Origin of the sequence: Hydrogenophaga sp. PBL-H3 (assembly GCF_010104355.1) — a bacterium.
Taxonomy (GTDB): Bacteria; Pseudomonadota; Gammaproteobacteria; order Burkholderiales; family Burkholderiaceae_C; genus Hydrogenophaga.
Genome location: NZ_CP044972.1, coordinates 2,202,246 through 2,223,974, shown reverse-complemented (window position 1 = coordinate 2,223,974; position 21,729 = coordinate 2,202,246). Strand labels below are relative to the sequence as shown.

At 63.8% G+C, this 21,729-nt stretch carries 23 protein-coding genes; 14 read left to right on the top strand and 9 right to left on the bottom strand.

Going from position 1 to position 21,729, the window contains the following annotated elements:
- Positions 1-12 precede the first annotated feature (12 nt).
- The 3 genes from F9Z44_RS10375 to xseA form a co-directional block, all read right to left on the bottom strand.
- The gene (locus F9Z44_RS10375) at positions 13-2,250 is read right to left on the bottom strand and encodes an NADP-dependent isocitrate dehydrogenase (RefSeq protein ID WP_159605861.1); all 2,238 of its coding nucleotides are present in this window, start codon (positions 2,248-2,250) and stop codon (positions 13-15) included.
- A gap of 240 nt (positions 2,251-2,490) precedes the next feature.
- Positions 2,491-3,072, bottom strand: a complete 582-nt coding sequence (locus tag F9Z44_RS10370; RefSeq protein WP_159605859.1) for a superoxide dismutase — start codon at positions 3,070-3,072, stop codon at positions 2,491-2,493.
- 100 nt (positions 3,073-3,172) lie between these two features.
- Positions 3,173-4,471, bottom strand: a complete 1,299-nt coding sequence (xseA, locus tag F9Z44_RS10365) for an exodeoxyribonuclease VII large subunit (protein ID WP_442907288.1) — start codon at positions 4,469-4,471, stop codon at positions 3,173-3,175.
- A 357-nt stretch (positions 4,472-4,828) separates the two neighbouring features.
- On the opposite strand from xseA, the gene F9Z44_RS10360 reads away from it, so the two are divergent.
- From F9Z44_RS10360 to adk, 6 genes are all read left to right on the top strand, one after another.
- On the top strand, positions 4,829-5,470 hold the full coding sequence (locus F9Z44_RS10360; RefSeq protein ID WP_159605857.1) for a MotA/TolQ/ExbB proton channel family protein: 642 nt from the start codon (positions 4,829-4,831) through the stop codon (positions 5,468-5,470).
- 4 nt (positions 5,471-5,474) lie between these two features.
- A complete protein-coding gene (locus F9Z44_RS10355) occupies positions 5,475-5,912 on the top strand; it encodes an ExbD/TolR family protein (RefSeq protein ID WP_159605855.1) in 438 nt (145 codons plus the stop codon).
- Positions 5,899-7,008, top strand: a complete 1,110-nt coding sequence (gene lpxK / locus F9Z44_RS10350) for a tetraacyldisaccharide 4'-kinase (RefSeq protein ID WP_442907190.1) — start codon at positions 5,899-5,901, stop codon at positions 7,006-7,008. Before F9Z44_RS10355 ends, lpxK begins: the two co-directional genes overlap by 14 nt.
- Before the next feature lie 39 nt (positions 7,009-7,047).
- On the top strand, positions 7,048-7,254 hold the full coding sequence (locus F9Z44_RS10345; RefSeq protein ID WP_159605851.1) for a Trm112 family protein: 207 nt from the start codon (positions 7,048-7,050) through the stop codon (positions 7,252-7,254).
- Positions 7,251-8,033 (top strand): 3-deoxy-manno-octulosonate cytidylyltransferase, encoded by a 783-nt coding sequence (gene kdsB / locus F9Z44_RS10340; RefSeq protein ID WP_159605849.1) that lies wholly within the window; start codon positions 7,251-7,253, stop codon positions 8,031-8,033. Before F9Z44_RS10345 ends, kdsB begins: the two co-directional genes overlap by 4 nt.
- Positions 8,034-8,199: 166 nt before the next feature.
- Positions 8,200-8,856, top strand: a complete 657-nt coding sequence (gene adk, locus F9Z44_RS10335; protein ID WP_159605847.1) for an adenylate kinase — start codon at positions 8,200-8,202, stop codon at positions 8,854-8,856.
- A 60-nt stretch (positions 8,857-8,916) separates the two neighbouring features.
- On the opposite strand, the gene F9Z44_RS23275 is transcribed toward adk, so the two are convergent.
- From F9Z44_RS23275 to F9Z44_RS10320, 4 genes are read right to left on the bottom strand one after another with little or no spacing between them, the layout of a single operon-like run.
- Positions 8,917-9,054 (bottom strand): hypothetical protein, encoded by a 138-nt coding sequence (locus F9Z44_RS23275; RefSeq protein ID WP_442907189.1) that lies wholly within the window; start codon positions 9,052-9,054, stop codon positions 8,917-8,919.
- Entirely contained in the window at positions 9,055-9,396 is a 342-nt protein-coding gene (locus F9Z44_RS10330; protein WP_442907188.1) for a DUF6152 family protein, read from the bottom strand.
- Between the two features lie 11 nt (positions 9,397-9,407).
- A complete protein-coding gene (locus tag F9Z44_RS10325; RefSeq protein WP_159605845.1) occupies positions 9,408-9,827 on the bottom strand; it encodes a hypothetical protein in 420 nt (139 codons plus the stop codon).
- Between the two features lies 1 nt (position 9,828).
- On the bottom strand, positions 9,829-10,803 hold the full coding sequence (locus tag F9Z44_RS10320) for an asparaginase (protein WP_328793944.1): 975 nt from the start codon (positions 10,801-10,803) through the stop codon (positions 9,829-9,831).
- Between the two features lie 119 nt (positions 10,804-10,922).
- Between F9Z44_RS10320 and lexA the strand changes: the two genes are divergently transcribed.
- From lexA to F9Z44_RS10305, 3 genes are all read left to right on the top strand, one after another.
- The gene (gene lexA / locus F9Z44_RS10315; protein ID WP_156775604.1) at positions 10,923-11,600 is read left to right on the top strand and encodes a transcriptional repressor LexA; all 678 of its coding nucleotides are present in this window, start codon (positions 10,923-10,925) and stop codon (positions 11,598-11,600) included.
- A gap of 135 nt (positions 11,601-11,735) precedes the next feature.
- Entirely contained in the window at positions 11,736-12,110 is a 375-nt protein-coding gene (locus F9Z44_RS10310; protein ID WP_159605843.1) for a hypothetical protein, read from the top strand.
- A gap of 44 nt (positions 12,111-12,154) precedes the next feature.
- Positions 12,155-13,162, top strand: coding sequence for a D-2-hydroxyacid dehydrogenase family protein (locus F9Z44_RS10305; RefSeq protein WP_159605841.1), 1,008 nt, complete (start codon positions 12,155-12,157; stop codon positions 13,160-13,162).
- Between the two features lie 74 nt (positions 13,163-13,236).
- Here F9Z44_RS10305 and F9Z44_RS10300 read toward each other — a convergent pair whose 3' ends face one another.
- Entirely contained in the window at positions 13,237-15,351 is a 2,115-nt protein-coding gene (locus tag F9Z44_RS10300; RefSeq protein ID WP_159605839.1) for a type IV pilus assembly protein FimV, read from the bottom strand.
- Positions 15,352-15,427: 76 nt separating this feature from the next.
- Between F9Z44_RS10300 and F9Z44_RS10295 the strand changes: the two genes are divergently transcribed.
- The 5 genes from F9Z44_RS10295 to F9Z44_RS10275 all read left to right on the top strand — a co-directional run bounded on the left by F9Z44_RS10295 (position 15,428) and on the right by F9Z44_RS10275 (position 21,013).
- The gene (locus F9Z44_RS10295) at positions 15,428-16,948 is read left to right on the top strand and encodes a 3-hydroxyacyl-CoA dehydrogenase (RefSeq protein ID WP_159605837.1); all 1,521 of its coding nucleotides are present in this window, start codon (positions 15,428-15,430) and stop codon (positions 16,946-16,948) included.
- 25 nt (positions 16,949-16,973) lie between these two features.
- The gene (locus F9Z44_RS10290; RefSeq protein ID WP_159605835.1) at positions 16,974-17,753 is read left to right on the top strand and encodes an oxepin-CoA hydrolase, alternative type; all 780 of its coding nucleotides are present in this window, start codon (positions 16,974-16,976) and stop codon (positions 17,751-17,753) included.
- A 109-nt stretch (positions 17,754-17,862) separates the two neighbouring features.
- A complete protein-coding gene (locus tag F9Z44_RS10285; protein WP_159605833.1) occupies positions 17,863-18,582 on the top strand; it encodes a Crp/Fnr family transcriptional regulator in 720 nt (239 codons plus the stop codon).
- Between the two features lie 49 nt (positions 18,583-18,631).
- Entirely contained in the window at positions 18,632-19,717 is a 1,086-nt protein-coding gene (locus F9Z44_RS10280; protein ID WP_159605831.1) for a phosphotransferase, read from the top strand.
- Between the two features lie 36 nt (positions 19,718-19,753).
- Complete coding sequence (locus F9Z44_RS10275) at positions 19,754-21,013, top strand: acyl-CoA dehydrogenase family protein (RefSeq protein ID WP_159605829.1); 1,260 nt, start codon at positions 19,754-19,756, stop codon at positions 21,011-21,013.
- A gap of 22 nt (positions 21,014-21,035) precedes the next feature.
- Here the strand turns inward: F9Z44_RS10275 and F9Z44_RS10270 are convergent, their stop codons facing one another.
- On the bottom strand, positions 21,036-21,674 hold the full coding sequence (locus F9Z44_RS10270; protein ID WP_159605827.1) for a hypothetical protein: 639 nt from the start codon (positions 21,672-21,674) through the stop codon (positions 21,036-21,038).
- Positions 21,675-21,729: the final 55 nt, after the last annotated feature.

The window sequence follows — 21,729 nt, the reverse complement described above, 5'->3', positions numbered from 1 at the left end:
CCAGGCGTCGCGTCAGGCCTGGACCGATGCCAGCGCAGCGTTGAAGGTGTTGCTGGGGCGCATGACGGCTTCAAGCTTGTCGAAGTCGGGCCTGTAGTAACCACCGATGTCCACTGGCTTGCCCTGCACGGCCGCCAGCTCGGCCACGATGGTCTGCTCGTTGTCGGCAAGTTGCTTGGCCAGGGGGGCGAACTTGGCAGCCAACGCAGCGTCGTCTGCCTGCGCGGCAAGTTCCTGCGCCCAGTACAACGCCAGGTAGAACTGGCTGCCCCGGTTGTCGAGCTGGCCGGTCTTGGGCGAGGGATTCTTGTTGTTGTCCAGCAGCTTGCCGGTGGCGGCGTCCAGCGTTTTGGCCAGCACCTTGGCCTGCAGATTGCCGGTCTTCAGGCCCAGGTCTTCCAACGACACCGCCAGCGCCAGGAACTCACCCAGTGAATCCCAGCGCAGGTGGTTCTCTTCCACCAGCTGCTGCACATGCTTGGGCGCCGAGCCGCCGGCACCCGTTTCGTACATGCCGCCACCGGCCATGAGCGGCACGATGGACAACATCTTGGCACTGGTGCCCAGTTCCATGATGGGGAACAGGTCGGTGAGGTAGTCGCGAAGGATGTTGCCGGTAGCGCTGATGGTGTCCAGCCCGCGAGCCACGCGCTCCAGCGTGTAGCGCATGGCACGAACCTGGCTCATGATTTGAATGTCCAGGCCAGCGGTGTTGTGCTCGTGAAGGTACATCTTGACCTTGGTGATCATCTGCGCTTCGTGCGGACGGTACTGGTCGAGCCAGAACACCACCGGCATGCCCGAGTTGCGCGCACGGCTCACGGCTAGCTTCACCCAGTCGCGGATCGCGGCGTCCTTGACCTGACACATGCGCCAGATGTCGCCCTGCTCCACGTTCTGACTGAGCAGGACTTCGCCGGTGGCGAGGTCGGTGATGTTGGCGACACCGTCTTCGGTGATCTCGAAGGTCTTGTCGTGCGAGCCATATTCCTCGGCCTGCTGTGCCATCAGGCCCACGTTGGGCACGGTGCCCATGGTCTTGGGGTCGAAAGCGCCGTGCCATTTGCAGAAGTTGATGATCTCCTGGTAGATGCGGGCAAAAGTCGACTCGGGCATCACCGCCTTCACATCTTTCAGGCGGCCGTCAGCGCCCCACATCTTGCCGCTGTTGCGGATCATGGCGGGCATGGAGGCATCCACGATCACGTCGTTGGGCGAATGGAAGTTGGTGATGCCTTTGGCCGAATCGACCATCGCGAGTTCGGGACGGCCTTCGTGGCAGGCGTGCAAGTCGCGCTTGATTTCGTCCTGTTTGGACTGCGGCAGCGTGGCGATCTTGTTGTACAGGTCGACCATGCCGTTGTTGACGTTGACACCCAGTTCGTCAAACAGCTTGCCGTGCTTTTCGAAGGCGTCCTTGTAGAAGATCTTCACGCAATGACCGAACACGATGGGGTGCGACACCTTCATCATGGTGGCCTTGACGTGCAGCGAGAACATCACGCCGGTCTTGTGGGCGTCCTCGATCTCTTTTTCGTAGAAGTCCAGCAAGGCCTTCTTGCTCATGAACATGGAGTCGATGATTTCGCGGTCAAGCAAGGACACCTTGGGCTTGAGCACGATGGTCTTGCCGCTCTTGGTGACCAGCTCCATCTTCACATCGCGCGCCTTGTCCAGCGTGATGGACTTTTCACCGTGGTAGAAGTCGCCCGCGTGCATGTGCGACACGTGCGAACGCGAGGCCTGGCTCCACTCGCCCATGCTGTGTGGGTTCTTGCGGGCATATTCCTTCACTGCCCTGGGTGCACGGCGGTCCGAGTTGCCTTCGCGCAAGACCGGGTTGACGGCACTGCCGGTGCATTTGGCATAGCGCGCGCGCAGGGCCTTCTCTTCTTCGGTCTTCGGGTTCTCGGGGTAATCCGGAATCTGGTAACCCTTGGCCTGCAGTTCCTTGATGCAGGCCACCAGTTGCGACACAGACGCACTGATGTTGGGCAACTTGATGATGTTGGCTTCAGGCTTGAAAGTCAGCTTGCCAAGTTCAGCCAGGTTGTCGGGCTCACGCTGAGCTTCGGTCAGGCACTCGGGGAAGGCGGCGAGCACGCGGGCGGCCACCGAGATGTCGCTGGTGGCCACGTGGATGCCGGCCGGCGCCGCGAAGGTGCGGATGATGGGCAGGAACGCGCTGGTCGCCAGCAAAGGGGCTTCGTCCGTCAGGGTGTAAATGATGGTGGGTTGCTGGCTGCTCATCGCGTATCTCCAAAATTGTTGGGGTATGGCTCGTTTGACTGTCCTGTGCAGGGTATGCCGGAGAGTCAGATCAGGCCAGCCTTGATTTTGCTTTCCAAGCGATCCGTGAAGCCCCGTTTTTTGAACCGCTATCTCACGATGCAAAAATCAGAATGAAATTTCTGCATTCTTTTCCTGTGCACGGCCAACAAAAAGGGCCCGAAGGTTGCCCTTCGAGCCCAGTGAGCAGGATGCGCTGCTTCAGGCGAAATTGGCTTCGGCAAACGACCAGTTCACCAATTTGTCGAGGAAGGTTTCCACGAACTTGGGACGGGCATTGCGGTAGTCGATGTAGTAGGCGTGCTCCCACACGTCCACGGTCAGCAGGGCTTTGTCGCCGGTGGTCAGCGGGGTGCCGGCGGCGCCCATGTTGACGATGTCGACCGAACCGTCGGCCTTCTTCACCAACCAGGTCCAGCCCGAGCCGAAGTTGCCCACGGCGGACTTCACGAAAGCTTCCTTGAACGCGGCGTAGCTGCCCCACTTCGCGGTGATGGCTGCGGCCAGCGCGCCGGACGGCTCACCGCCGCCGTTGGGCTTCATGCAGTTCCAGAAGAAGGTGTGGTTCCAGATCTGTGCGGAATTGTTGTAGATGCCCCCGCTGGATTTCTTGACGATGGACTCGAGGTCCATGGCTTCGAACTCGGTGCCTTTTTGCAGGTTGTTGAGGTTGACCACATAGGCGTTGTGGTGCTTGCCGTGGTGGAACTCCAGCGTTTCGCGGCTGTAGTGGGGAGCCAGGGCGTCCAGGGCGTAGGGCAATGCGGGCAGGGTGTGTTCCATGGGGTTCCTCGTGAGTGCTGTTGTTGAATGACTTGCCGCCGGGCTGGGTGCCCCTGCGATCAGCCGGCCATTGTAGGCACGCGTTTGTGCATCGATGGTGTCAGGGTTTCTGAAGGATGTCTTCCACGCGCACGGTCAAAGTGCCATCGGCCAGTGTTGCACCCAGTGCCTGGCCGGGTTGCACCTGGGCCGCCCGCGTCACCGCCAGGCCTTGCTGGTCGGTGAGAAATGCATAGCCGCGCTCCAGCACCAGCTGGGGGTCGAGCAAGCCCAGCGCGAGCTCGCACCGCTGCAACCGCTGCTGCTGCTGGCGGAACGAACGTTGCAAGGCGCTCGGCATTTCCCCTTGCAGGACCTGCAGCCGGTTGCGACGCTGTTGCGTGCTCAGCATCCAGCCGCTTTGCAACCGGTGCTGCAAACGGTTGAGTTGTTGCAGGCTGTCGTGCAGGCGCACAGACGGACGCCCCATGCGCTGCGCCAGCCGGTCCAGACGCTGACCGCGTTGGTCAACGATGGCAAAGGCGGCCGCGCCCAGCCGCTCCTGCAGGTAGTCGAGTTCACCCAGGCGTTGCTCGCGCGCCGGGGCGCACAGCTCCGCCGCCGCGGTGGGCGTGGGCGCCCGCAAGTCCGCCACAAAGTCGGCCAGGGTGAAATCGGTCTCGTGCCCGACACCACACACCACCGGCATCGGAGCACGCGACACCATGCGAACCAGTTCGGGATCGTTGAACGACCAGAGGTCCTCCAGCGATCCGCCGCCTCGCACCAGCAGCAACACCTCGCTCTCACCCGTCTGCGCGTGGCGCCGGTAGGCCGTCTGCAGGGCCGCGCACAGCTCGGCGGGCGCCTGGGGGCCCTGCACCGACGCCGGATAGATCACCACGGGCAGATGCGGTACCCGCCGCTGGAGGGCGGTGACCACGTCGCGCAATGCGGCGGCCCCCAGCGAAGTGACCACACCGATGCTGCGCGGCTGGGGTGGCAGGGGCCTTTTGCGCGCCGACTCGAACAGGCCCTCAGCCTCCAGCTGCGCCTTGAGCCGAAGAAACTGCTCAAACAGCGCGCCCTGCCCCGCCGGCTGCAAGGTGTCCACGATCAGTTGCAGTTCGCCACGCGCGCCATACACGTCAAGCTTGCCGCGGGCCTGCACGAGTTGTCCATCGCGCGGGGCGAACGTGAGCTGCTCGGCCGAGCGCCGGAACATGGCACAACGCACCTGTCCGGTTTCGTCCTTCAAGGAAAAATAACAATGGCCGCTGGCCGCGCGCGAGAAACCGGAAATCTCACCACGCACCGCCACCGGATTGAACCGCGCGGCCAAGGTGTCCGCCACGGCACGCATGAGCGGGCCAACTGCCCATACACGGCCCGCCGACGGGGCATCCAACCCTTGAAACAGCTCAGCCACGGGCGTCTCCCGGGCAAATGTGTCCACAGACCGCACCAGCGCTGGTGATCGAATGCGGAAGGCATGCGTGGACAGGCTGGGGCGGATAGCGCATTGATTCAGAAGCGTTTTGCACTGCCTGTTTGCTGATCGTTTTGTCAAAACCGAGGCCCTGCGCGGGCTCGGGACACTTGCGCGCCGGGTTCTTCACAAAGTTATCCACAGAATCTGTGCACGAAGTCGGCGCTGGGCATCGATGAATGGACACGGGGGTCGAGGCCATTTCGCGGGGCGGGTGCCACCCCTGAGACATAATCGCCGCACTGTCACGAGCCGCGCGACTCAGCGGCACCCGCCTGGAGCCCAGACTTGCTTTCCATCATACAAGCCGCCGGATGGCCCATCTGGCCTCTGATCCTCTGTTCCGTCATCGGACTGGCCCTCGTCATCGAACGATTCGTCAGTCTCAAAACAGCCAAGATATTCCCCCCCAAACTGCTGGATGAAGCCATCATGGTTTCGCGCAACGGCGTGCCCGGGCCCGACGTGGTGACCCAGCTCGAACAGAACTCCGTGCTCGGCACCGTGCTCGCCAGCGGCTTTCGTACCTTCAACAGCAACCCGCGCGCCAGCGAAGACGACTTGCGCTCCAGCCTGGAGGGCGCCGGTCGCCAGGCCGCAGCGCAGTTGCAACGCTACCTCGGCGCGCTGGCCACCATCGCATCGGCCGCTCCGCTGCTCGGTCTGCTCGGCACGGTCATCGGCATGATCGAGATCTTTGGATCCCAGGGCGCACAGGGTGCTGGCGTGGTGCCCGGCGTGGGTGACCCGGCCCAACTGGCCCAGGGCATTTCGATTGCCCTCTACAACACGGCTTTCGGCCTGATCGTGGCGATCCCCGCGTTGATCTTCTGGCGCTACTTCCGTGCTCGGGTCGACGACTACCTGCTGAGCCTGGAGTTGGCAGCGGAGCGTTTTGCGCGCCATCTGCTGAGTCTGCGCAAACACTGACGCCATGAACTTCCGTCCCGGCTCGCGCGACGAACCCGAGATCAACCTGATCCCGTTCATCGACATCCTGCTGGTGGTGCTCATCTTCCTGATGCTCACCACCACCTACAGCAAGTTCACCGAACTCAAGGTGAACCTGCCGGTGGCCGATGCCCAGGCACCCAAGACCAACACACAGGAAGTCGTTGTGGCCGTCGGCAGCGACGGGCGCTACTCGATCAACCGGCAGGTTCTGGAGAGCGCCAGCGTCGAACTGCTCACCAGCGTCTTGAGCCAAGCGTCGCAAGGCAACGCAGAGACCGTGATCATCATCAGCGCTGACGCCACAGCCACCCACCAGTCGGTCATCAACGTGATGGACGCAGCCCGCCGCGCAGGCCTGGCGCAGATCACGTTCGCCACCCAGCAGACGGGCGCCGCCGCAGCCCGTGGCAAGCCCTGACAGGCAGACTGTCGACCGCAGGCCGATGAGGCAGTCCCGCTGGCAGGCGCTGTGGTTGGTGCATTCGCGACAGCGCAGTTGGCTGGCCTGCCTGCTATGGCCGGTCTCGCTGGTGTACGGGGGCCTGATGGCTATGCGCCGCGGCCTGTACGCAGCCGGCGTCTTCAAGGCTCACCGCATCAAACTGCCGGTGATCGTGATCGGCAATGTGGTGGTGGGCGGCGCGGGCAAGACGCCCACGGTGATCGCGGTCGTCAACCACCTGCAAGCCCAAGGCTGGCAACCCGGTGTGGTTTCACGCGGGCATGGGCGGCACAGCCAGGCGGTTGTCGAACTCCGGCCCGATACGCCACCCGAGGACAGTGGCGACGAACCCGCCCTGATCCGGCGTCGGACGGGCGCTCCAGTCTGTGTGGCGGCCAACCGGGTGGCCGCAGCCAACGCTCTGGTGGGCAAGCATCCCGAGGTGAACATCATCGTGTGTGACGACGGCCTGCAACATTGGGCCTTGCACCGCGACGTGCAGATCGTCGTGTTCGACGACCGCGGCACAGGCAACGGCTGGCTGCTGCCAGCCGGCTTGCTGCGCGAAGCGTGGCCCCGCCGCGCCAGTGACAGCCCGACGGCAGATCTGGTGCTGCACCAGCACCGCGAAGATGCGCCCGCGCCGCCACTGACGAGCGCCCCAGGCGCAACGGCGTTCAGCGCCACACGGCGGCTTGCCGCACAGGCCGTGGGTCCTGCTGGAGAACGCATGCCACTGCACGAACTGCGCAGCCACCGCCTGACCGCCGTGGCTGGCATCGCCAGGCCCTCGGTGTTTTTCGACATGTTGCATGCGGCAGGCGTGCAACCCGAGCTGGAACTGGGCCTGCCCGACCACGCCGATGCGACCGGCTACACAGCCTTGATCCAGGACCCCGCGCGCACCGTGATCTGCACCGAAAAGGATGCCATCAAGTTGTTCCCCCTGCTGGCCCGGGTTCAACCCGCCCTGCGTCCGCAGGCCTGGGCCGTGCCCCTCGAAATGACGCCGGAGCCAGCCTTCTTCAACGCGCTCGACGACCGCCTCGAAGGCCTCAAGCACGCGCCCTGAACCGGCACCACGGGCTACCCGCGCGACTATCATCGCGAGATGGACACCAAACTGCTCGAACTGCTGGTCTGCCCCGTCACCAAAGGGCCCCTGATCTTCAACCGCGAGAGCCAGGAACTGCTCTCCCGAAGCGCGCGTCTGGCCTATCCGGTGCGCGACGGCATCCCGATCTTGCTGGAGCATGAAGCACGACCCCTGACGGAAGAAGAAGCCGCAAGGCCCAACGCGCCCACGCCCCTGCCATGAGCGCACCCGAGCAGTCGTGCGGCTTCACGGTTCTGATCCCTGCTCGCCTGGCCTCCACCCGCCTGCCCGACAAACCCCTGGCCGACATCGCGGGCCTGCCCATGGTCGTTCGCGTGGCCCGACAAGCGCAGCTCAGCAGCGCGCGCATGTGCGTGGTGGCGGCCGACGACGTGCGCATCGTCGAGGCCTGCAAGGCGCACGGCGTCGAGTCCATCCTCACCCGCAACGACCACCCCAGCGGAAGCGACCGGCTGGCCGAGGCCTGCGCCCTGCTGGGCTTGCCCGACGGCGAGGTGGTGGTCAATGTGCAGGGCGACGAGCCCCTGATCGATCCCGAACTCATCAATGCCGTGGCGGCCCACTTGCAAGCCCGGACCGATTGCGTCATGAGCACTGCGGCTCACGCCATCGATCAGGTGGCCGACTTCCTGAATCCCAACGTCGTCAAGGTCGTGCTGGACCGTCAGCAAACGGCCCTTTACTTCAGCCGTGCGCCCATTCCATGGTGGCGCGACGGCATGGCGGCCAGCAGCACTCCCGCGCTGCCCTCGCCCGCTCCCTGGCGACATGTGGGTATCTACGCGTACCGCGCGGGGTTTCTGCGGCGCTTCCCGGGGCTGGAGCCTGCGCCGCTGGAGACCACCGAATCGCTGGAACAGCTGCGCGTGTTGTGGCATGGCGAGCGCATTGCGGTGCATCTGAGTGCTGTCGCTCCCGGTGCTGGTGTCGATACGCCGCAGGACCTCGAAAGGGTCCGTCACCTGCTCTCTCAGGGCTGAATCTGGGATTGGCTCATACCCTGCAGGGCAGCCCTTTCTAGGCCGTCCGCTGTAAGCCGGGCGCGAGGATGTGCATGCTATCCTCGAACGGTCGCCCCGGCCCCACGCCTTGGGCGGCCGCTCGAGACAAGCGGCCAAGCCATTGAAACACCAAAGAAGGAAAGCGATGAGACTGATTTTGTTGGGCGCGCCGGGAGCCGGCAAAGGGACGCAGGCGACGTTCATTTGCCAGAAGTACGGCATTCCCCAGATTTCCACTGGCGACATGCTGCGTGCCGCAGTCAAGGCAGGCACTCCACTGGGACTGCAAGCCAAGGCTGTCATGGAATCTGGCGGTCTGGTCAGCGACGACCTGATCATCAATCTGGTGAAGGAGCGCATTGCGCAGCCCGACTGCGTGGGAGGTTTCCTGTTCGACGGCTTCCCCCGCACGATCCCCCAGGCCGACGCCATGAAGGCCGCCGGCGTCAAGCTCGACTATGTGCTGGAGATCGACGTGCCCTTTGACGCGATCATTGAGCGCATGAGCGGGCGCCGCTCGCATCCTGCGTCGGGCCGCACCTACCACGTGAAATTCAACCCACCCAAGGTCGAAGGCAAGGACGACGTGACCGGCGAGCCGCTCATCCAGCGCGAAGACGACAAAGAAGAGACCGTGAAAAAGCGGCTGGAGGTGTACAGCGCCCAGACCCGCCCGCTGGTGGATTACTACAGCAGTTGGGCGCGCACCGACGCCGCTGCGGCCCCACAATACCGCGCCATCAGCGGCATGGGCTCGGTCGAAGACATCACGGCGCGCGCCTTCGAGGCCCTCTCGAAGTAATCCGTCGTCCCCCATGAAAGACCCGGCCTTGTGCCGGGTTTTTTTGTGTCATGCCATGTCTCAAGCCGGGCTTGAGCGCAGACCGTAGACCTTGCCGCCCAAAAACACATATTCGGCCCGCACGGTGGCAGCGCCGGCCTCGTCCTTGAAGGTGAAGCCCACCAACGAGAGGGCCTCACCGTTCTTGATCTCGGGCATCTACCACTGCCCGAGTCGAAACAGCGGCGCCAACTCGACTTCCCATCGGCGATCGCGCCGGGTCGGCACCACCGCCTTGGCCAGCAAGGCAGGCCCGTCCACACCGGCGGTCTGCGCTGGCAGTGCTCGTTGGGCGAGATCGGCAGGCACACGCAGTGTCTCGGGCAGCTCAAGCGCCAGTTCGACGTGCGGGTTGCGCCATCTCACATCGGCAGCCTTGCCTTCCAGGTAGACCGGGCGGCTCTGATCAAAGCTGCTCCAGCCATGGTGTGCCAGGGCGTCCGCGATACCGCCGCCACTGCCCAGCAGCGCTGCCAATTGCACAAATTCACGACGTTGCATGAGGGTCTCCATTAGACGTAGGCAATCCAGCGCCCACAGGTGATGACCAGAATCCAGATGACCAAGGACACGAGCATGCTCAAGCGGGCAGTCGCGTCCTGGAGCTGCAGCGAACGGCGTGCATGGAACCAGCCCGCATTGCAGCCAGCCAGCATGATCAACGCGATTTTGACTGTGAACACACGGTTGGCCAGCAGTTCCCCGGGCTGTGTGCCGAACATCAAGAGACCCGTTATCGTGGCCAGGCCGAAACCCAGACCCACCAGCCCAAGGCTCAATCGGGCCAACGGCTCCATTGGCAACTCGGACACCCATCCGAACACGCGCAACTCCAGCAAGACCAGATTGCCCAGGATCAAGGCCACACCGATCAGATGCACCACCTCCAGCATGGGGTAAGCCCAAGGATGTGCACCCAGAGCCAGCAGCATCTCAGCTCTCCAGCAACTGCAACGCCAGCGCCAGACGCGCCTTGACCGGCGAGAGCCCGGCCGAGTCTGGCAGCGGTTGGCCAGGGTGCGGCACCACACGGCCTTGCGCGCACCGGCTGGCCACGACCACGTCGACGCCACGAGCCTGTGCTTGTTTCAACGCGATCAACAGATCGTCGTGCACCGTGCCGTTGCCCGTGCCCGCCACGACGATGCCGCGCAACCGCTGCGCACCTGCAGGGCTGTGGCTGAGCAGGGCACGCACCATCTCGCCATCGGCGCCAGCGTGACTGAACATCAATTCCACGCGGGGAAGCGCGGTAACGCGCATCAAAGAGCGCAGTCTTGCGGCATCGTGCGTGCCACGGCTCACGGCTTGCGGCCAGGGCCTGAACATGCGCAAGCGCGCCTCTTCGACGCAGCCCAGATCTCCCGCATCGCCTGAGCCAAACGGGTCCGTCCTGTAGGGGTGCACCTTGGCCACGTCCAGAGCGCCATGAATGCGCCCGGCGCACACGACCACCACGCCACTCGCCTGCGGATGCAGGGCCACCGCTACCGCATCGCTCAGGTTCTGTGGCCCGTCGGGCACCAGCGCGGTGGCGGGACGCATCGCGCACGTCAGCACCACCGGTTTGGACGGCATCAACAACGTCTGCAACACAAAGGCAGTCTCTTCGATCGTGTCGGTGCCGTGTGTGATCACGATGCCGGCCACCTCGGGCCTATCCAGGTGCGCGGCCACGCGCTGGGCCAGCGCTTGCCACACGCTCAGCACCATGTCCTTGCTGTTGATCTGGGCGACCTGCTCCACGTCCACCGGACAATCCGCCAGGATCGGAACCATCGCCACCAGTTCGCTCACAGCCACCTGTCCTGCCACATAGCCCACGTTGTCATTCGCCTGGGTTGCGCGTCCGGCAATCGTTCCGCCGGTACCCAGAACCACAAGGCGACGCGCCTGGTTGTCATTCACCACTTGCCAAGTCCTTTGAACTGGTTAAAAATACAGCCACTGGATAAGAAAACAGTGACTTACCGATCGGATACCCCGCCCGGTTAAGCATCCACCCCGATGAGGTTCACATGCTCGACATGCCCGCCACCACGCCCAAGCTCACCGCCCGGCAACAGCAGATTCTGGAACTCATCCAGACCGCCATTGCACGCACAGGTTCGCCGCCAACGCGTGCCGAGATCGCCAGCGAGCTCGGCTTCAAGTCGGCCAACGCGGCCGAGGAACACTTGCAGGCCCTGGCACGCAAAGGCGTGATCGAATTGGTCAGCGGCACATCGCGTGGCATCCGTCTGCGCAGCGAAGACCTGCGCTCCATCAACGATTCACGTGGGCGTCAGCTTACACTCCCGCTCCCCAGCCTGGCCCAGCTCATGCTGCCCCTCATTGGGCGTGTGGCGGCTGGCTCGCCCATCCTGGCGCAAGAACACGTGGATCAGACCTATCACGTGGAACGCAGCCTGTTCCAGCGAGAACCGGATTACCTGCTCAAGGTCCGTGGCATGTCCATGCGCGACGTCGGCATCATCGATGGCGATCTGCTCGCGGTGAAGTCCGCCAAGGAAGCCAAGAATGGCCAGATCGTGGTGGCTCGGCTGGGAGACGATGTGACCGTCAAGCGGTTCATGCGCCGGCAAAACGTCATCGAGCTTCACGCCGAGAACCCGGACTACAAAACCATCGTGGTCGAGCCCGGTGAACCGTTCGAAATAGAAGGCCTCGCCGTGGGCCTCATCCGCAACAGCTTCCAACTCTGACCTTCGGGTCGCGTTGCCTCAGCAGGTGGCGGGCGTTTGGTCCGACGAGCGAACGGCTCGTCATGTGGACACATCCCTGCGTTGGCAACTTCCTTCCAATCCTGCCTGTGTTCAACCCCTCATCTGGAGTTTCGCATGGGAAAAATCTTCAATACCAACACGTGGCGCGCCCCCCTGCAGTTGATCGACTGCTGGTTGCCCATGCCTTCACAACGCGATGCCCGCCCGGCCGCTTCAGCGGTGGCAGCCAGGGCCATGCAACGTTTTACCCGTGCGGGCTGGTTGAACAGGGAAGCGGCCAACAGCGCCACGCCTCAGACTCGCCAAAGCCAGGCGAGTGAGCCAGGCGCAGCGTCCTTGTGTCGGGTGCGCGTGCTGCGCCAGGCCGACGTGCGGCCAGTGAAGCGACCCGACATGCGTCTGGTCATATCTGGACCCATCAACGATGTGTGTGCCGAACTGGACCGCCTCGCTGCGCTGGAACAGGCATCCATGGCCCGCGCAGCCTGAGGCAAAAGAGCGACCAGCCTGGGCCGCGCGGGCACAATAGGCGCATGAACATAGTGATTCTTGACGACTACCAGGACGCGGTTCGAAAGCTGAAATGCGCAGAGAAGCTGGAGTCTTACCCTGCCAAGGTGTTCACCAACACCGTCAAGGGTGTCGGCCAGCTGTCAATCCGCCTGCGTGACGCCGACGTGCTGGTGCTGATCCGTGAGCGAACCCAGATTTCTCGCCAGCTCATCGAAAAACTGCCGCGCCTCAAACTCATCGCTCAAACGGGGCGAGTGGGGGCGCATCTTGATGTGGCAGCCTGCACCGAGCGCGGCATTGCGGTGGCCGAAGGTGTGGGCTCGCCCGTGTCGACGGCCGAACTCACCTGGGCCTTGATCATGGCCTCGATGCGCAGGATTCCCCAATACGTGTCCAACCTGAAGCATGGGGCTTGGCAGCAAGCCGGGCTCAAGTCTTCCGCCATGCCGACCAACTTCGGTGTCGGCATGGTGCTGCGCGGCAAGACACTCGGGGTCTGGAGCTACGGGCGCATTGGCCAATTGGTGGCAGGCTACGGTCGCGCGTTCGGCATGCGCGTGGTGATCTGGGGCAGCGAAGCGTCACGGGCCAGTGCGGTGGCCGACGGCTTCGAGGCGGCAGAGAGCCGGGAGGCATTTTTCGCCTCGGCTGACGTGCTGTCGTTGCACCTGCGGCTGAGCGAAACCAATGCTGGCTGTGTCACGCTGGAAGACTTGGGCCGCATGAAGCCCACCTCCTTGCTGGTGAACACCTCACGCGCAGAGCTGATCGAGCCCGAAGCTTTGCTCGCCTCCCTCAACCGGGGTCGGCCAGGATTGGCGGCGGTCGACGTGTTCGAGTCAGAGCCCATCTTGCAGGGACACGCCCTGCTGAGACTGGAGAACTGCATTTGCACGCCCCACATCGGCTATGTGGAACAAGACAGCTACGAGCAGTATTTCTCCTCGGCGTTTGACAACGTGGTCAATTTCATCAAAGGCACGCCCACCAACATCGTGAATCCCGGCGCATTGCAGGTTCGTCGCTAGGCTGCTCAGCGCACTCATAAAAAACGCCGCAGATGGATGCGGCGTTTTTTATGTTCCGGACGGACGAGCGGCTGTCAGGTTTTCTTGCCTGACCGTGCGCCGCCATCGGATTCGTTCGGCAGGTCGAAATCGAGCACCTCAAAGTCGATGAGATTGCCGTCGACCTCCCGAATTTCAAAGTCTGCAGGCTGGGTGGGCTTGGCGGACTGCTCCACCGCCACATTCACTTCGGGCAACGATGCCTCGAAGCTGTCCGTCTCTGCAAAGTCATCCAGATTGATGTCAAGACCCAAGCGAGATGAGGCCTTCGGCAGACTCTCCAGCCCCATGGGCTGGGTATGCCGCTCCGACGCATCGCGCAGCGAACCACTCACCTTGAACGCAGCCTTGTCCGCCGCTTTCAGCGGTTGCATGGAAGTGTGCTGAAAATCGCCGCTCGCGCGGGGAACTGGGTTGTCGCGCTGGATGAGGTCTTTGGCAATTGCGTGCAGCATCAGCAGCTCGCGATACGCCTCAAGATCAAAGACCTCGGACGCACTGTCGGTGGCATCACGGAAGATGGACTGTTCGATCAGGTCCAGCACACGGGGCTCCGGCCACAGCGCCTGGATGCGGCTGAACGCGGTTTCGTAGGCTTCAAGACCCCTGCCACGCTGGGAATACTGGTCGAACGGTGGCGCTCCAGCGTTGAACACGTGGTTGAACTCTTCGCGCAGATTTTCGTAGTCGTTGCGGCGTCCCAGCCGGTGGTAGATGTGGAACAGGTCCATGTAGGTGAGCGCACTGGGCTCATGGCTTTCCGCCAGATGATCCTTGAGGACCTGAATGGCTTGCTCGTCTTCGCCCAACGACACGAAGAAATCGGCCTGCTGCTGCACGTCGAACAGCTCCTCGGTAGCCACCGAACGGGACACATTCAGGGCACTGGTGGAGAACTCCCGCCGGTCGCGAGCGGACAACGGCGTCGCCGTCTGCTCGGTCAACCGCGACTCCTTGGCGCTCAAGGCCGCGTTGTTGGCGTTGGCCAGTTCGTCAAATGAAGAATCCTGGTCGAGATCGAGATCCAGATCAACGTCGTTACCCAACGGAGTGAATCCCGAAGTCTCCCTGGACACACCAGCCTCCGGCTCCAGGGGCACCAGCAAGGTTTTCTCTTCTTCCTCGGGATTCCACCAAGCGCGGGAGGCCTCCGAGCCCTGAACCACCGCTTCTTGACGTCGACGCGAGACCAGCAGCACGCCCAGCAAGGCCAGAAGCAACAATCCGCCCAGCAAATAGACCAACCAGTTTCGGTAGCGCTGCGCCTGCGATTGCTCCAGCTGCGACTTCAGTTCGCCCAGTGCGGCCTGGCTCTGCGCCTGCTCCTGACGAAGCCGCTCCATGTCGGACTCCAGCGCGATCAGCTTCTGGGCGTCGCGCATGATGTCTTCGGACGACGCGTTGATGCTCTTCCAGAGCAGGGCCGCAGCGGCCCGCGTTTCTTCCGAGGTGCTGGGCTCGCTCAACAGCATGGGCGAGAGTTTGAGGGTGGGGTCGCGCTCAATACCCGTGGTGAGGTCGATCGGATCCAGCTGCAACCGAGGGGCGGCGACCACGGGAGGCTTGGGAGGAACGCGTCGCACCACCGACGCTGGACGCGGTGCCGACCTGTCCGGGCTAACGGCACCATCCACTTTGGCTTGCGCAGAACCGTTGGCCGCGCTGGAAGCCGCGCCTGCTCCATTTGTAGAACCCGCCACTCGGGGCAACGCGGAAGCCGCAACCGTCGCCGGGGCAACCGAGGCGGCACCAGCAGCCGGCGGCACCGTGGCCGCGATGGGCTCGTTGACCAGATCCGCCAGCAACACGAAGCGGCGTGTGAACTGCGTGCTGCAACCGGCTTTGACGTACAAGGTCACGAAGGGCTCGTTGACGGGCAAGTTGGCCTGGACCCGCACGGACGCTTCGGTATCGGGTGTGGTTCGTTGCGGCGACGTTCGCACCAGGCTGGGCGAGACCTGGGTGTCTCCATAGAAGACATCGGTCTGGATGCAGAGGTTGGTCAAGTCTTCGCCGGAAGCCAGCAACACCTGCACGCGCACATCCAGCGACCGGCCGATCACGGCCGCGCCACTGTGACGACCGAGGGTCACGGCAGAACTGCTCAGGGCAGTTGATAGCAAAATACAACCTGTCCAGTACTTGCGCACGCCAGACTTCCTTCTTTCGTTCGTTGGGCGATTCTGTCATAGCTCCAGAAGCTCTCATTCCAAATACAACACACTTATGCAACCCATCTTCCAGAACACCGGCCTCGTGGGAACCGGCGCCATGGGCCGCGGCATCGCCCAGATGGCCGCCCAGGCAGGCAGCCAGGTTTGGCTCTTCGACGTGCAACCGGGTGCGGCACTTGCCGCGCGAGACGCATTGCACGCCACCTGGCAAACGCTGGTGACCAAGAACAAGATGACGGCCGAACAGATGCAGGCCTGTGTGGACCGCCTGCAACTGGCCAGCGCATTGAGCGACCTCGCGCCTTGCGATCTGGTCGTCGAGGCCATCGTCGAGCGGCTCGACGTCAAGCAGCGCCTCTTCGCCGAACTCGAAGACATCGTCGGACCCGAGGCAGTGCTGGCCACCAACACCTCGTCGTTGTCGATCACGGCCATTGCCGCGCCGCTCAAGCGACCCGCACAGCTGGCGGGCTTCCATTTCTTCAACCCGGTGCCGCTGATGCGGGTGGTGGAGGTGATTGCCGGCCTCAAGACCAGCGCCAAGGTTTGCCAGCAGCTCACGGAATTCACCCGTCGGTTCGGGCACACGCCGGTGACCGCGCAGGACACGCCTGGCTTCATCGTGAACCACGCCGGGCGTGGCTACGGTACCGAGGCCCTGCGGGTGGTGGGCGAGCGTGTGGCGGACTTCGCCACCATCGACCGCATCCTGAAAGACCAGATGGGTTTTCGCCTTGGTCCGTTCGAACTGATGGACCTGACCGCGCTCGATGTGTCGCACCCGGTGATGGAGTCGATTTACCACCAGTACTTTGAAGAGCCCCGCTACCGCCCCAGCGTGATCACCGCACAGCGGCTGGCCGGCGGCGTGGTGGGCAAGAAGGTGGGCGAAGGTTTTTATGCCTACGACAAGGGCGTGGCCCAGGTGCCGGCAGAGCCCGCTGTGCCGGTGGTGGCCGAGATGCCGCCGGTGTGGGTGTCGCCCAAGGCCGCGCGCCGTGCTGAGCTTTACCAGTTGCTGAAAGACCTGGGCGCGCAAATCGAAACCGCGGCCGCGCCCTCTTCCGCCGCGCTGATCCTGGTGGCACCGCTCGGACTGGACGTCACCACGCTGGCGGCTGTGGAGCGGCTCGACGCCACACGCACCGTGGGCATCGACATGATGCTGGACGACGCATCGGTCAAGCGCCGGGTGCTCGCCACCAACCCGGCCACCCGCCCCGACATGGCACAGGCCGCCCACGCGCTCTTTGCGCGCGACGGCAAGGCAGTCAGCGTGATCCGCGACAGCGGCGGTTTCATCACGCAGCGCGTGGTGGCCACCATCGTCAACATTGCCGCCGACATGTGCCAGCAAGGCATCTGCTCGCCGGCCGATCTGGACGTGGCGGTGACGCTGGGGCTGGGTTACCCCATGGGCCCGCTGGCCATGGGCGACCGCATCGGTCCGACCAACATGCTGGAGATCCTGTTCAACCTTCAAACGGTCTATGGCGACCCGCGCTACCGCCCTTCGCCCTGGCTGCGCCGACGTGGTGCCCTGGGCTTGAGCCTGACGCACGAAGAAGCCTGATCGAACTCCACAGGACGCACCCCATATGACCGCCAGCCTCAAAAGCCACAGCCATGGCCAGACCATGGTGCTGACCATCAGCAACCCCGAGCACCGCAACGCGCTCGGCCCCGACATGTACGCCGCAGGCGTGGAGGCGCTCAACGTGGCCGAGAGCAGCCCGGAGGTGCGCAGCGTGGTGATCACCGGCGAGGGCAACCACTTCTGCGCCGGTGGCAACCTGCAGCGGCTGCTGTCCAACCGCCAGCAGCCGCCGGAAGTGCAGGCACAAAGCATCGAGGGTCTGCACAACTGGATCGAGACCATCCGCGCGTTTCCCAAGCCCGTTGTAGCGGCTGTGGAAGGCTCGTGCGCCGGCGCTGGTTTTTCACTCGCGCTGGCCTGCGACATGGTGGTGGCCGCGCACAGCAGCGTGTTCGTGATGGCCTACAGCAACGTGGGCCTGTCGCCCGACGGGGGCGCCACCTGGAGCCTCATGCGCGCCTTGCCTCGCGCCACCGCCTTGCAATTGTTGATGTGTGGCGACCGCATTGGTGCCGAACGCTTGCAGCAGTTGGGCGTGATCAACACGGTGAGCGTCACCGGTGAGGCACTGGTGGACGCGCTCGCACTGTGCGAGCGTCTCAACGCCCGCGCGCCCAATGCCCTGGCCAGCATCAAGGAGCTGGCCAACGACGCCACCACCGTGTTGCTGCACGCGCAACTGGGCGCCGAGCGCGACCACTTCGTGCGCAACCTGCACCACGCCAATGCAGGTGAAGGCATCGACGCTTTCATCAGCAAGCGCCCAGCCCACTACCGCTGAACAGCGGCGCCCCTGTGGAGGCGCGGACGGTCTGCGCGCATACCCTGAGCCCGTTGCCACGTCCCAGTGGCGACAATCATCGACTTTTCAGTCACTCAAAAGACAGCCCATGGACGAACCGATTCTGACAATGGAAGAACGCGAGGCGATCAACAGTGGTCGCTGGTTCTCCAGCCTTTCTCCTTCCCTGCGGCACGACATACTCCGATGCGCCTACGTCAAGCGTTTCAAGGACAGCGACCTGATCGTTGCCCGAGGCGATCCTCCCTCCGAATGGACGGCGGTGGCCAAGGGCGCGGTGCGCGTGAGTTCCACATCGCTCTCGGGCAAGCAGATCACGCTGACCTATGTGGAGCCGGGTGTGTGGTTTGGCGATGTGGCGATGTTCGATGGCGACCAGCGCACGCACGACGCGTATGCCCATGGACCCACCACGCTGCTGTGCGTGGCCCGCACCGACTTTCAGAAGATCCTCAGCACGCATGTGGAGCTGTACGAAGCCTTGATGCGCCTGCAGGCTCGGCGCATCCGCACCCTGTTCGGCCTGGTGGAAGACCTCAACACCTTGCCGCTGCGCGCGCGTCTGGCCAAACAGCTGCTTCACCTGGTGCGCAGCTACGGTGTGCCCTGCCTGTCCGACGGCAACGAGATGCGCATCGGCCTGCAGCTGGCGCAGGAAGAGCTGGCTCAGCTGCTGGGTGCTTCGCGCCAGCGGGTGAACCAGGAACTCAAGTCGATGGAGCGCGACGATGCGATCCGCATCGAACAGGGAGGGCTCGTGGTGCGCAACCGGGACATGCTGATGCGCATCGCGGAAGCCGAGTCCTGAGGCTCTGCGTGACGGCCTCCTCTCCCACTTCACACCCAGGCCTTCACGAATGAGCGACACACAAAACTTCACCGGCACCCGGCCCGTGGCGGGCCAACATGCTTTCGACGAGGCCGCCCTGGCCACCTGGCTGCAAAGCCGCTTGCCGGGGTTCGAAGGTCCACTGACCGTGGAAATGTTCAAGGGCGGCCAGTCCAACCCCACTTACAAGCTCATCACGCCCCAGCGCGCCTACGTGATGCGCGCAAAACCCGGCCCAGTGGCCAAGCTGCTGCCCTCGGCCCACGCCATCGAGCGCGAGTTTCGTGTGATGAGTGCGCTGCACGGCACAGGCGTGCCGGTGGCGCAGATGCACGTGTTGTGCGAAGACGAGTCGGTGATCGGACGCGCGTTCTACATCATGGAGTGCGTCAACGGCCGTGTGCTGTGGGACCAGTCTTTGCCCGGCATGACGAACGAGCAGCGTGGCGCGATCTACAACGAAATGAACCGCGTCATCGCCGCGCTGCACACCGTCAAGCCACTGGCCATCGGCCTGGACGGCTACGGCAAGCCCGGCAACTACTTCGAGCGCCAGATCGGCCGCTGGAGCAAGCAATACGTGGCGTCCATCACCCAACCCATCCCCGAAATGGACCGGCTCATGGAATGGCTGCCCAACAACATTCCGGCCATGGCGCGCGACGAGTCGATGCTGTCGGTGGTGCACGGCGACTTCCGGCTCGACAACCTGATGTTCCACAGCCAGGAGCCACGCGTGCTCGCGGTGCTCGACTGGGAGCTCTCCACCCTGGGCCATCCGCTGGCCGACTTCAGCTACCACTGCATGTCCTGGCACATTCCGCCTGGCATGTTCCGCGGCATCGGCGGGCTCGACGTGAAGGCCCTGGGCATTCCCACGGAAGACGAGTACATCGCAAGCTACTGCGAGCGCACCGGCATCGCCACCCCGGCGCAGCTCAAGGCCGACTGGAACTTCTACCTCGCCTACAACATGTTCCGCCTCGCAGCCATCCTGCAAGGCATCGCCAAGCGGGTCGAGGCCGGTACCGCATCGAGCGACCAGGCGGTGAAGTCTGCCGCCGGTGCCCGCCCCATGGCAGAGATGGCCTGGCGATTCGCCAGCGGCACCTGAACCGTTTCAAACACCACACCACCCACTGGAGACACCATGAATTTCGACTACACCGACAAGGTCAAGGACATGCGCGAGCGCCTGCTGGCGTTCATGGACGAGCACATCTACCCGAACGAAGCGCGCTTCTTCAGCGAGATTGCCGCCAACCGCGCCAAGGGCAACGCGTGGATTCCCACCGAGATCATTGAAGAGCTCAAGCCCAAGGCGCAGGCCGCCGGCCTGTGGAACCTGTTCCTGCCGCGCAGCCCGCGCGCGCCGCAGGGCCTCTCCAACCTGGAGTACGCCCCCATGTGCGAAATCATGGGCCGCGTGCCGTTCGCCGCCGAGGTCTTCAACTGCTCGGCACCCGACACCGGCAACATGGAGACCTTCGAACGCTACGCCAGCGAGGAACTCAAGGACCAATGGCTGGAGCCGCTGCTGCGCGGCGAGATCCGTTCGGCCTTCCTGATGACCGAGCCCGACGTGGCTTCATCGGACGCGACCAACATCGAGTGCAGCATCGAGCGCGATGGCAACGAGTACGTGATCAATGGCCGCAAGTGGTGGTCGTCGGGTGCGGGCGACCCACGCTGCGCGGTCTACATCGTCATGGGCAAGAGCAACCCGGATGCGCCGCGCCACTCGCAACAGTCGATGATCATCGTGCCGGCCAACAGCCAGGGCGTCACCATCGTGCGTCCGCTCTCGGTATTTGGTTACGACGATGCTCCGCATGGCCACATGGAGGTGGTGCTCAAGAATGTGCGCGTGCCGGTGGGCAACCTGTTGCTGGGCGAAGGCCGTGGCTTCGAGATTGCACAAGGACGCCTCGGCCCTGGCCGCATCCACCACTGCATGCGCTCCATCGGCGCAGCCGAGCGTGCCATGGAACTCATGTGCAAGCGGCTCAACAGCCGTGTCGCGTTCGGCAAGCCGGTGTCTGCCCAGTCAGTGTGGCATGAGCGCATCGCCGATGCCCGCTGCCGCATCGAGATGGCGCGCCTGCTCACGCTCAAAGCCGCTTACATGATGGACACCGTGGGCAACAAGGTCGCCAAGGCGGAAATCGCAATGATCAAGGTGGTGGCGCCCAACATGGCCTGCGACATCATCGACATGGCGATTCAGGCGCACGGCGGTGGCGGCGTGAGCGACGATTTCCCGCTGGCCTACAGCTACGCCAGCCAGCGCACCCTGCGCCTGGCCGATGGACCGGACGAGGTGCACCGCATGTCGATCGCCAAACTGGAACTGGCCAAGCACATGCTCGTGAAAACCGAGGTGGAGATGCCGATCACGCGCGGCTCCTGAAGCCACGCTGTCAGCGGCAGGTTCAGCGGGCAGCCATCTCCAGCGCACGCTGGCTTGCTCGCTCAAACAGGCCCAGGGCGTGCAGCGCGGTGGCCGAGTCCCCCTGGCGATCGATCTGCATGCGCAGGTAGGTCTTGCCGCGTTGCAGCATCAACATCACCGGTGTCTCATCAGACACCCACTCGGGCCAGGCCATCAGCTGTTGTTCGGTTTCGCTGTCGATCCAGCGCTTGGCCATGTCTGGCGCGTCGGTGAGCACCGCGTAGCGGCTCCAGAAACGCCGGTCGGGTCCAGCCCATCCGGCATCGCGGTACATGGCCAGCCAGCGAACCTCTTCGGGCACCACGCCCGCCATGGTCTGCAGATCGTCTGTGTACTGTGAGTACAGGGCACGCGACTGCGCCTCCAGGACATCCTTCAGCCGGCGGTTCATCACCACCACGTTGCCCTCTTGCTTGAGGCCCAGGTCGGCGCGGGCCATCAACTCCATGCCTTGAATGAACGGGCGCGAAGTCTCCAGGCATTGGATGCGCACCGGGCGCTCTTGCCAACGACCCGTCAGGGCATAGGCGCCACCCTCCATCGGGTTGAACGTCAGCGCATGGTCCTGCGCCCATTTGGTCAGCGGCGCCGAACTGGCGCGCAGCCATGCGGGGCGCATCAAGACATTCTTCAAACTTGCAAACATGGTTTCGGGTTTTACCTTAGAGTGCGGC

Coding starts and splice junctions, on each gene's coding strand:
- F9Z44_RS10375 (WP_159605861.1), bottom strand. CDS start 2,250: ATGAGCAGCCAGCAACCCACCATCATTTACACCCTGACGGACGAAGCC.
- F9Z44_RS10370 (WP_159605859.1), bottom strand. CDS start 3,072: ATGGAACACACCCTGCCCGCATTGCCCTACGCCCTGGACGCCCTGGCT.
- F9Z44_RS10355 (WP_159605855.1), top strand. CDS start 5,475: ATGAACTTCCGTCCCGGCTCGCGCGACGAACCCGAGATCAACCTGATC.
- F9Z44_RS10345 (WP_159605851.1), top strand. CDS start 7,048: ATGGACACCAAACTGCTCGAACTGCTGGTCTGCCCCGTCACCAAAGGG.
- kdsB (WP_159605849.1), top strand. CDS start 7,251: ATGAGCGCACCCGAGCAGTCGTGCGGCTTCACGGTTCTGATCCCTGCT.
- adk (WP_159605847.1), top strand. CDS start 8,200: ATGAGACTGATTTTGTTGGGCGCGCCGGGAGCCGGCAAAGGGACGCAG.
- F9Z44_RS23275 (WP_442907189.1), bottom strand. CDS start 9,054: ATGCCCGAGATCAAGAACGGTGAGGCCCTCTCGTTGGTGGGCTTCACC.
- F9Z44_RS10330 (WP_442907188.1), bottom strand. CDS start 9,396: ATGCAACGTCGTGAATTTGTGCAATTGGCAGCGCTGCTGGGCAGTGGC.
- F9Z44_RS10325 (WP_159605845.1), bottom strand. CDS start 9,827: ATGCTGCTGGCTCTGGGTGCACATCCTTGGGCTTACCCCATGCTGGAG.
- lexA (WP_156775604.1), top strand. CDS start 10,923: ATGCCCGCCACCACGCCCAAGCTCACCGCCCGGCAACAGCAGATTCTG.
- F9Z44_RS10310 (WP_159605843.1), top strand. CDS start 11,736: ATGGGAAAAATCTTCAATACCAACACGTGGCGCGCCCCCCTGCAGTTG.
- F9Z44_RS10305 (WP_159605841.1), top strand. CDS start 12,155: ATGAACATAGTGATTCTTGACGACTACCAGGACGCGGTTCGAAAGCTG.
- F9Z44_RS10295 (WP_159605837.1), top strand. CDS start 15,428: ATGCAACCCATCTTCCAGAACACCGGCCTCGTGGGAACCGGCGCCATG.
- F9Z44_RS10290 (WP_159605835.1), top strand. CDS start 16,974: ATGACCGCCAGCCTCAAAAGCCACAGCCATGGCCAGACCATGGTGCTG.
- F9Z44_RS10285 (WP_159605833.1), top strand. CDS start 17,863: ATGGACGAACCGATTCTGACAATGGAAGAACGCGAGGCGATCAACAGT.
- F9Z44_RS10280 (WP_159605831.1), top strand. CDS start 18,632: ATGAGCGACACACAAAACTTCACCGGCACCCGGCCCGTGGCGGGCCAA.
- F9Z44_RS10275 (WP_159605829.1), top strand. CDS start 19,754: ATGAATTTCGACTACACCGACAAGGTCAAGGACATGCGCGAGCGCCTG.
- F9Z44_RS10270 (WP_159605827.1), bottom strand. CDS start 21,674: ATGCGCCCCGCATGGCTGCGCGCCAGTTCGGCGCCGCTGACCAAATGG.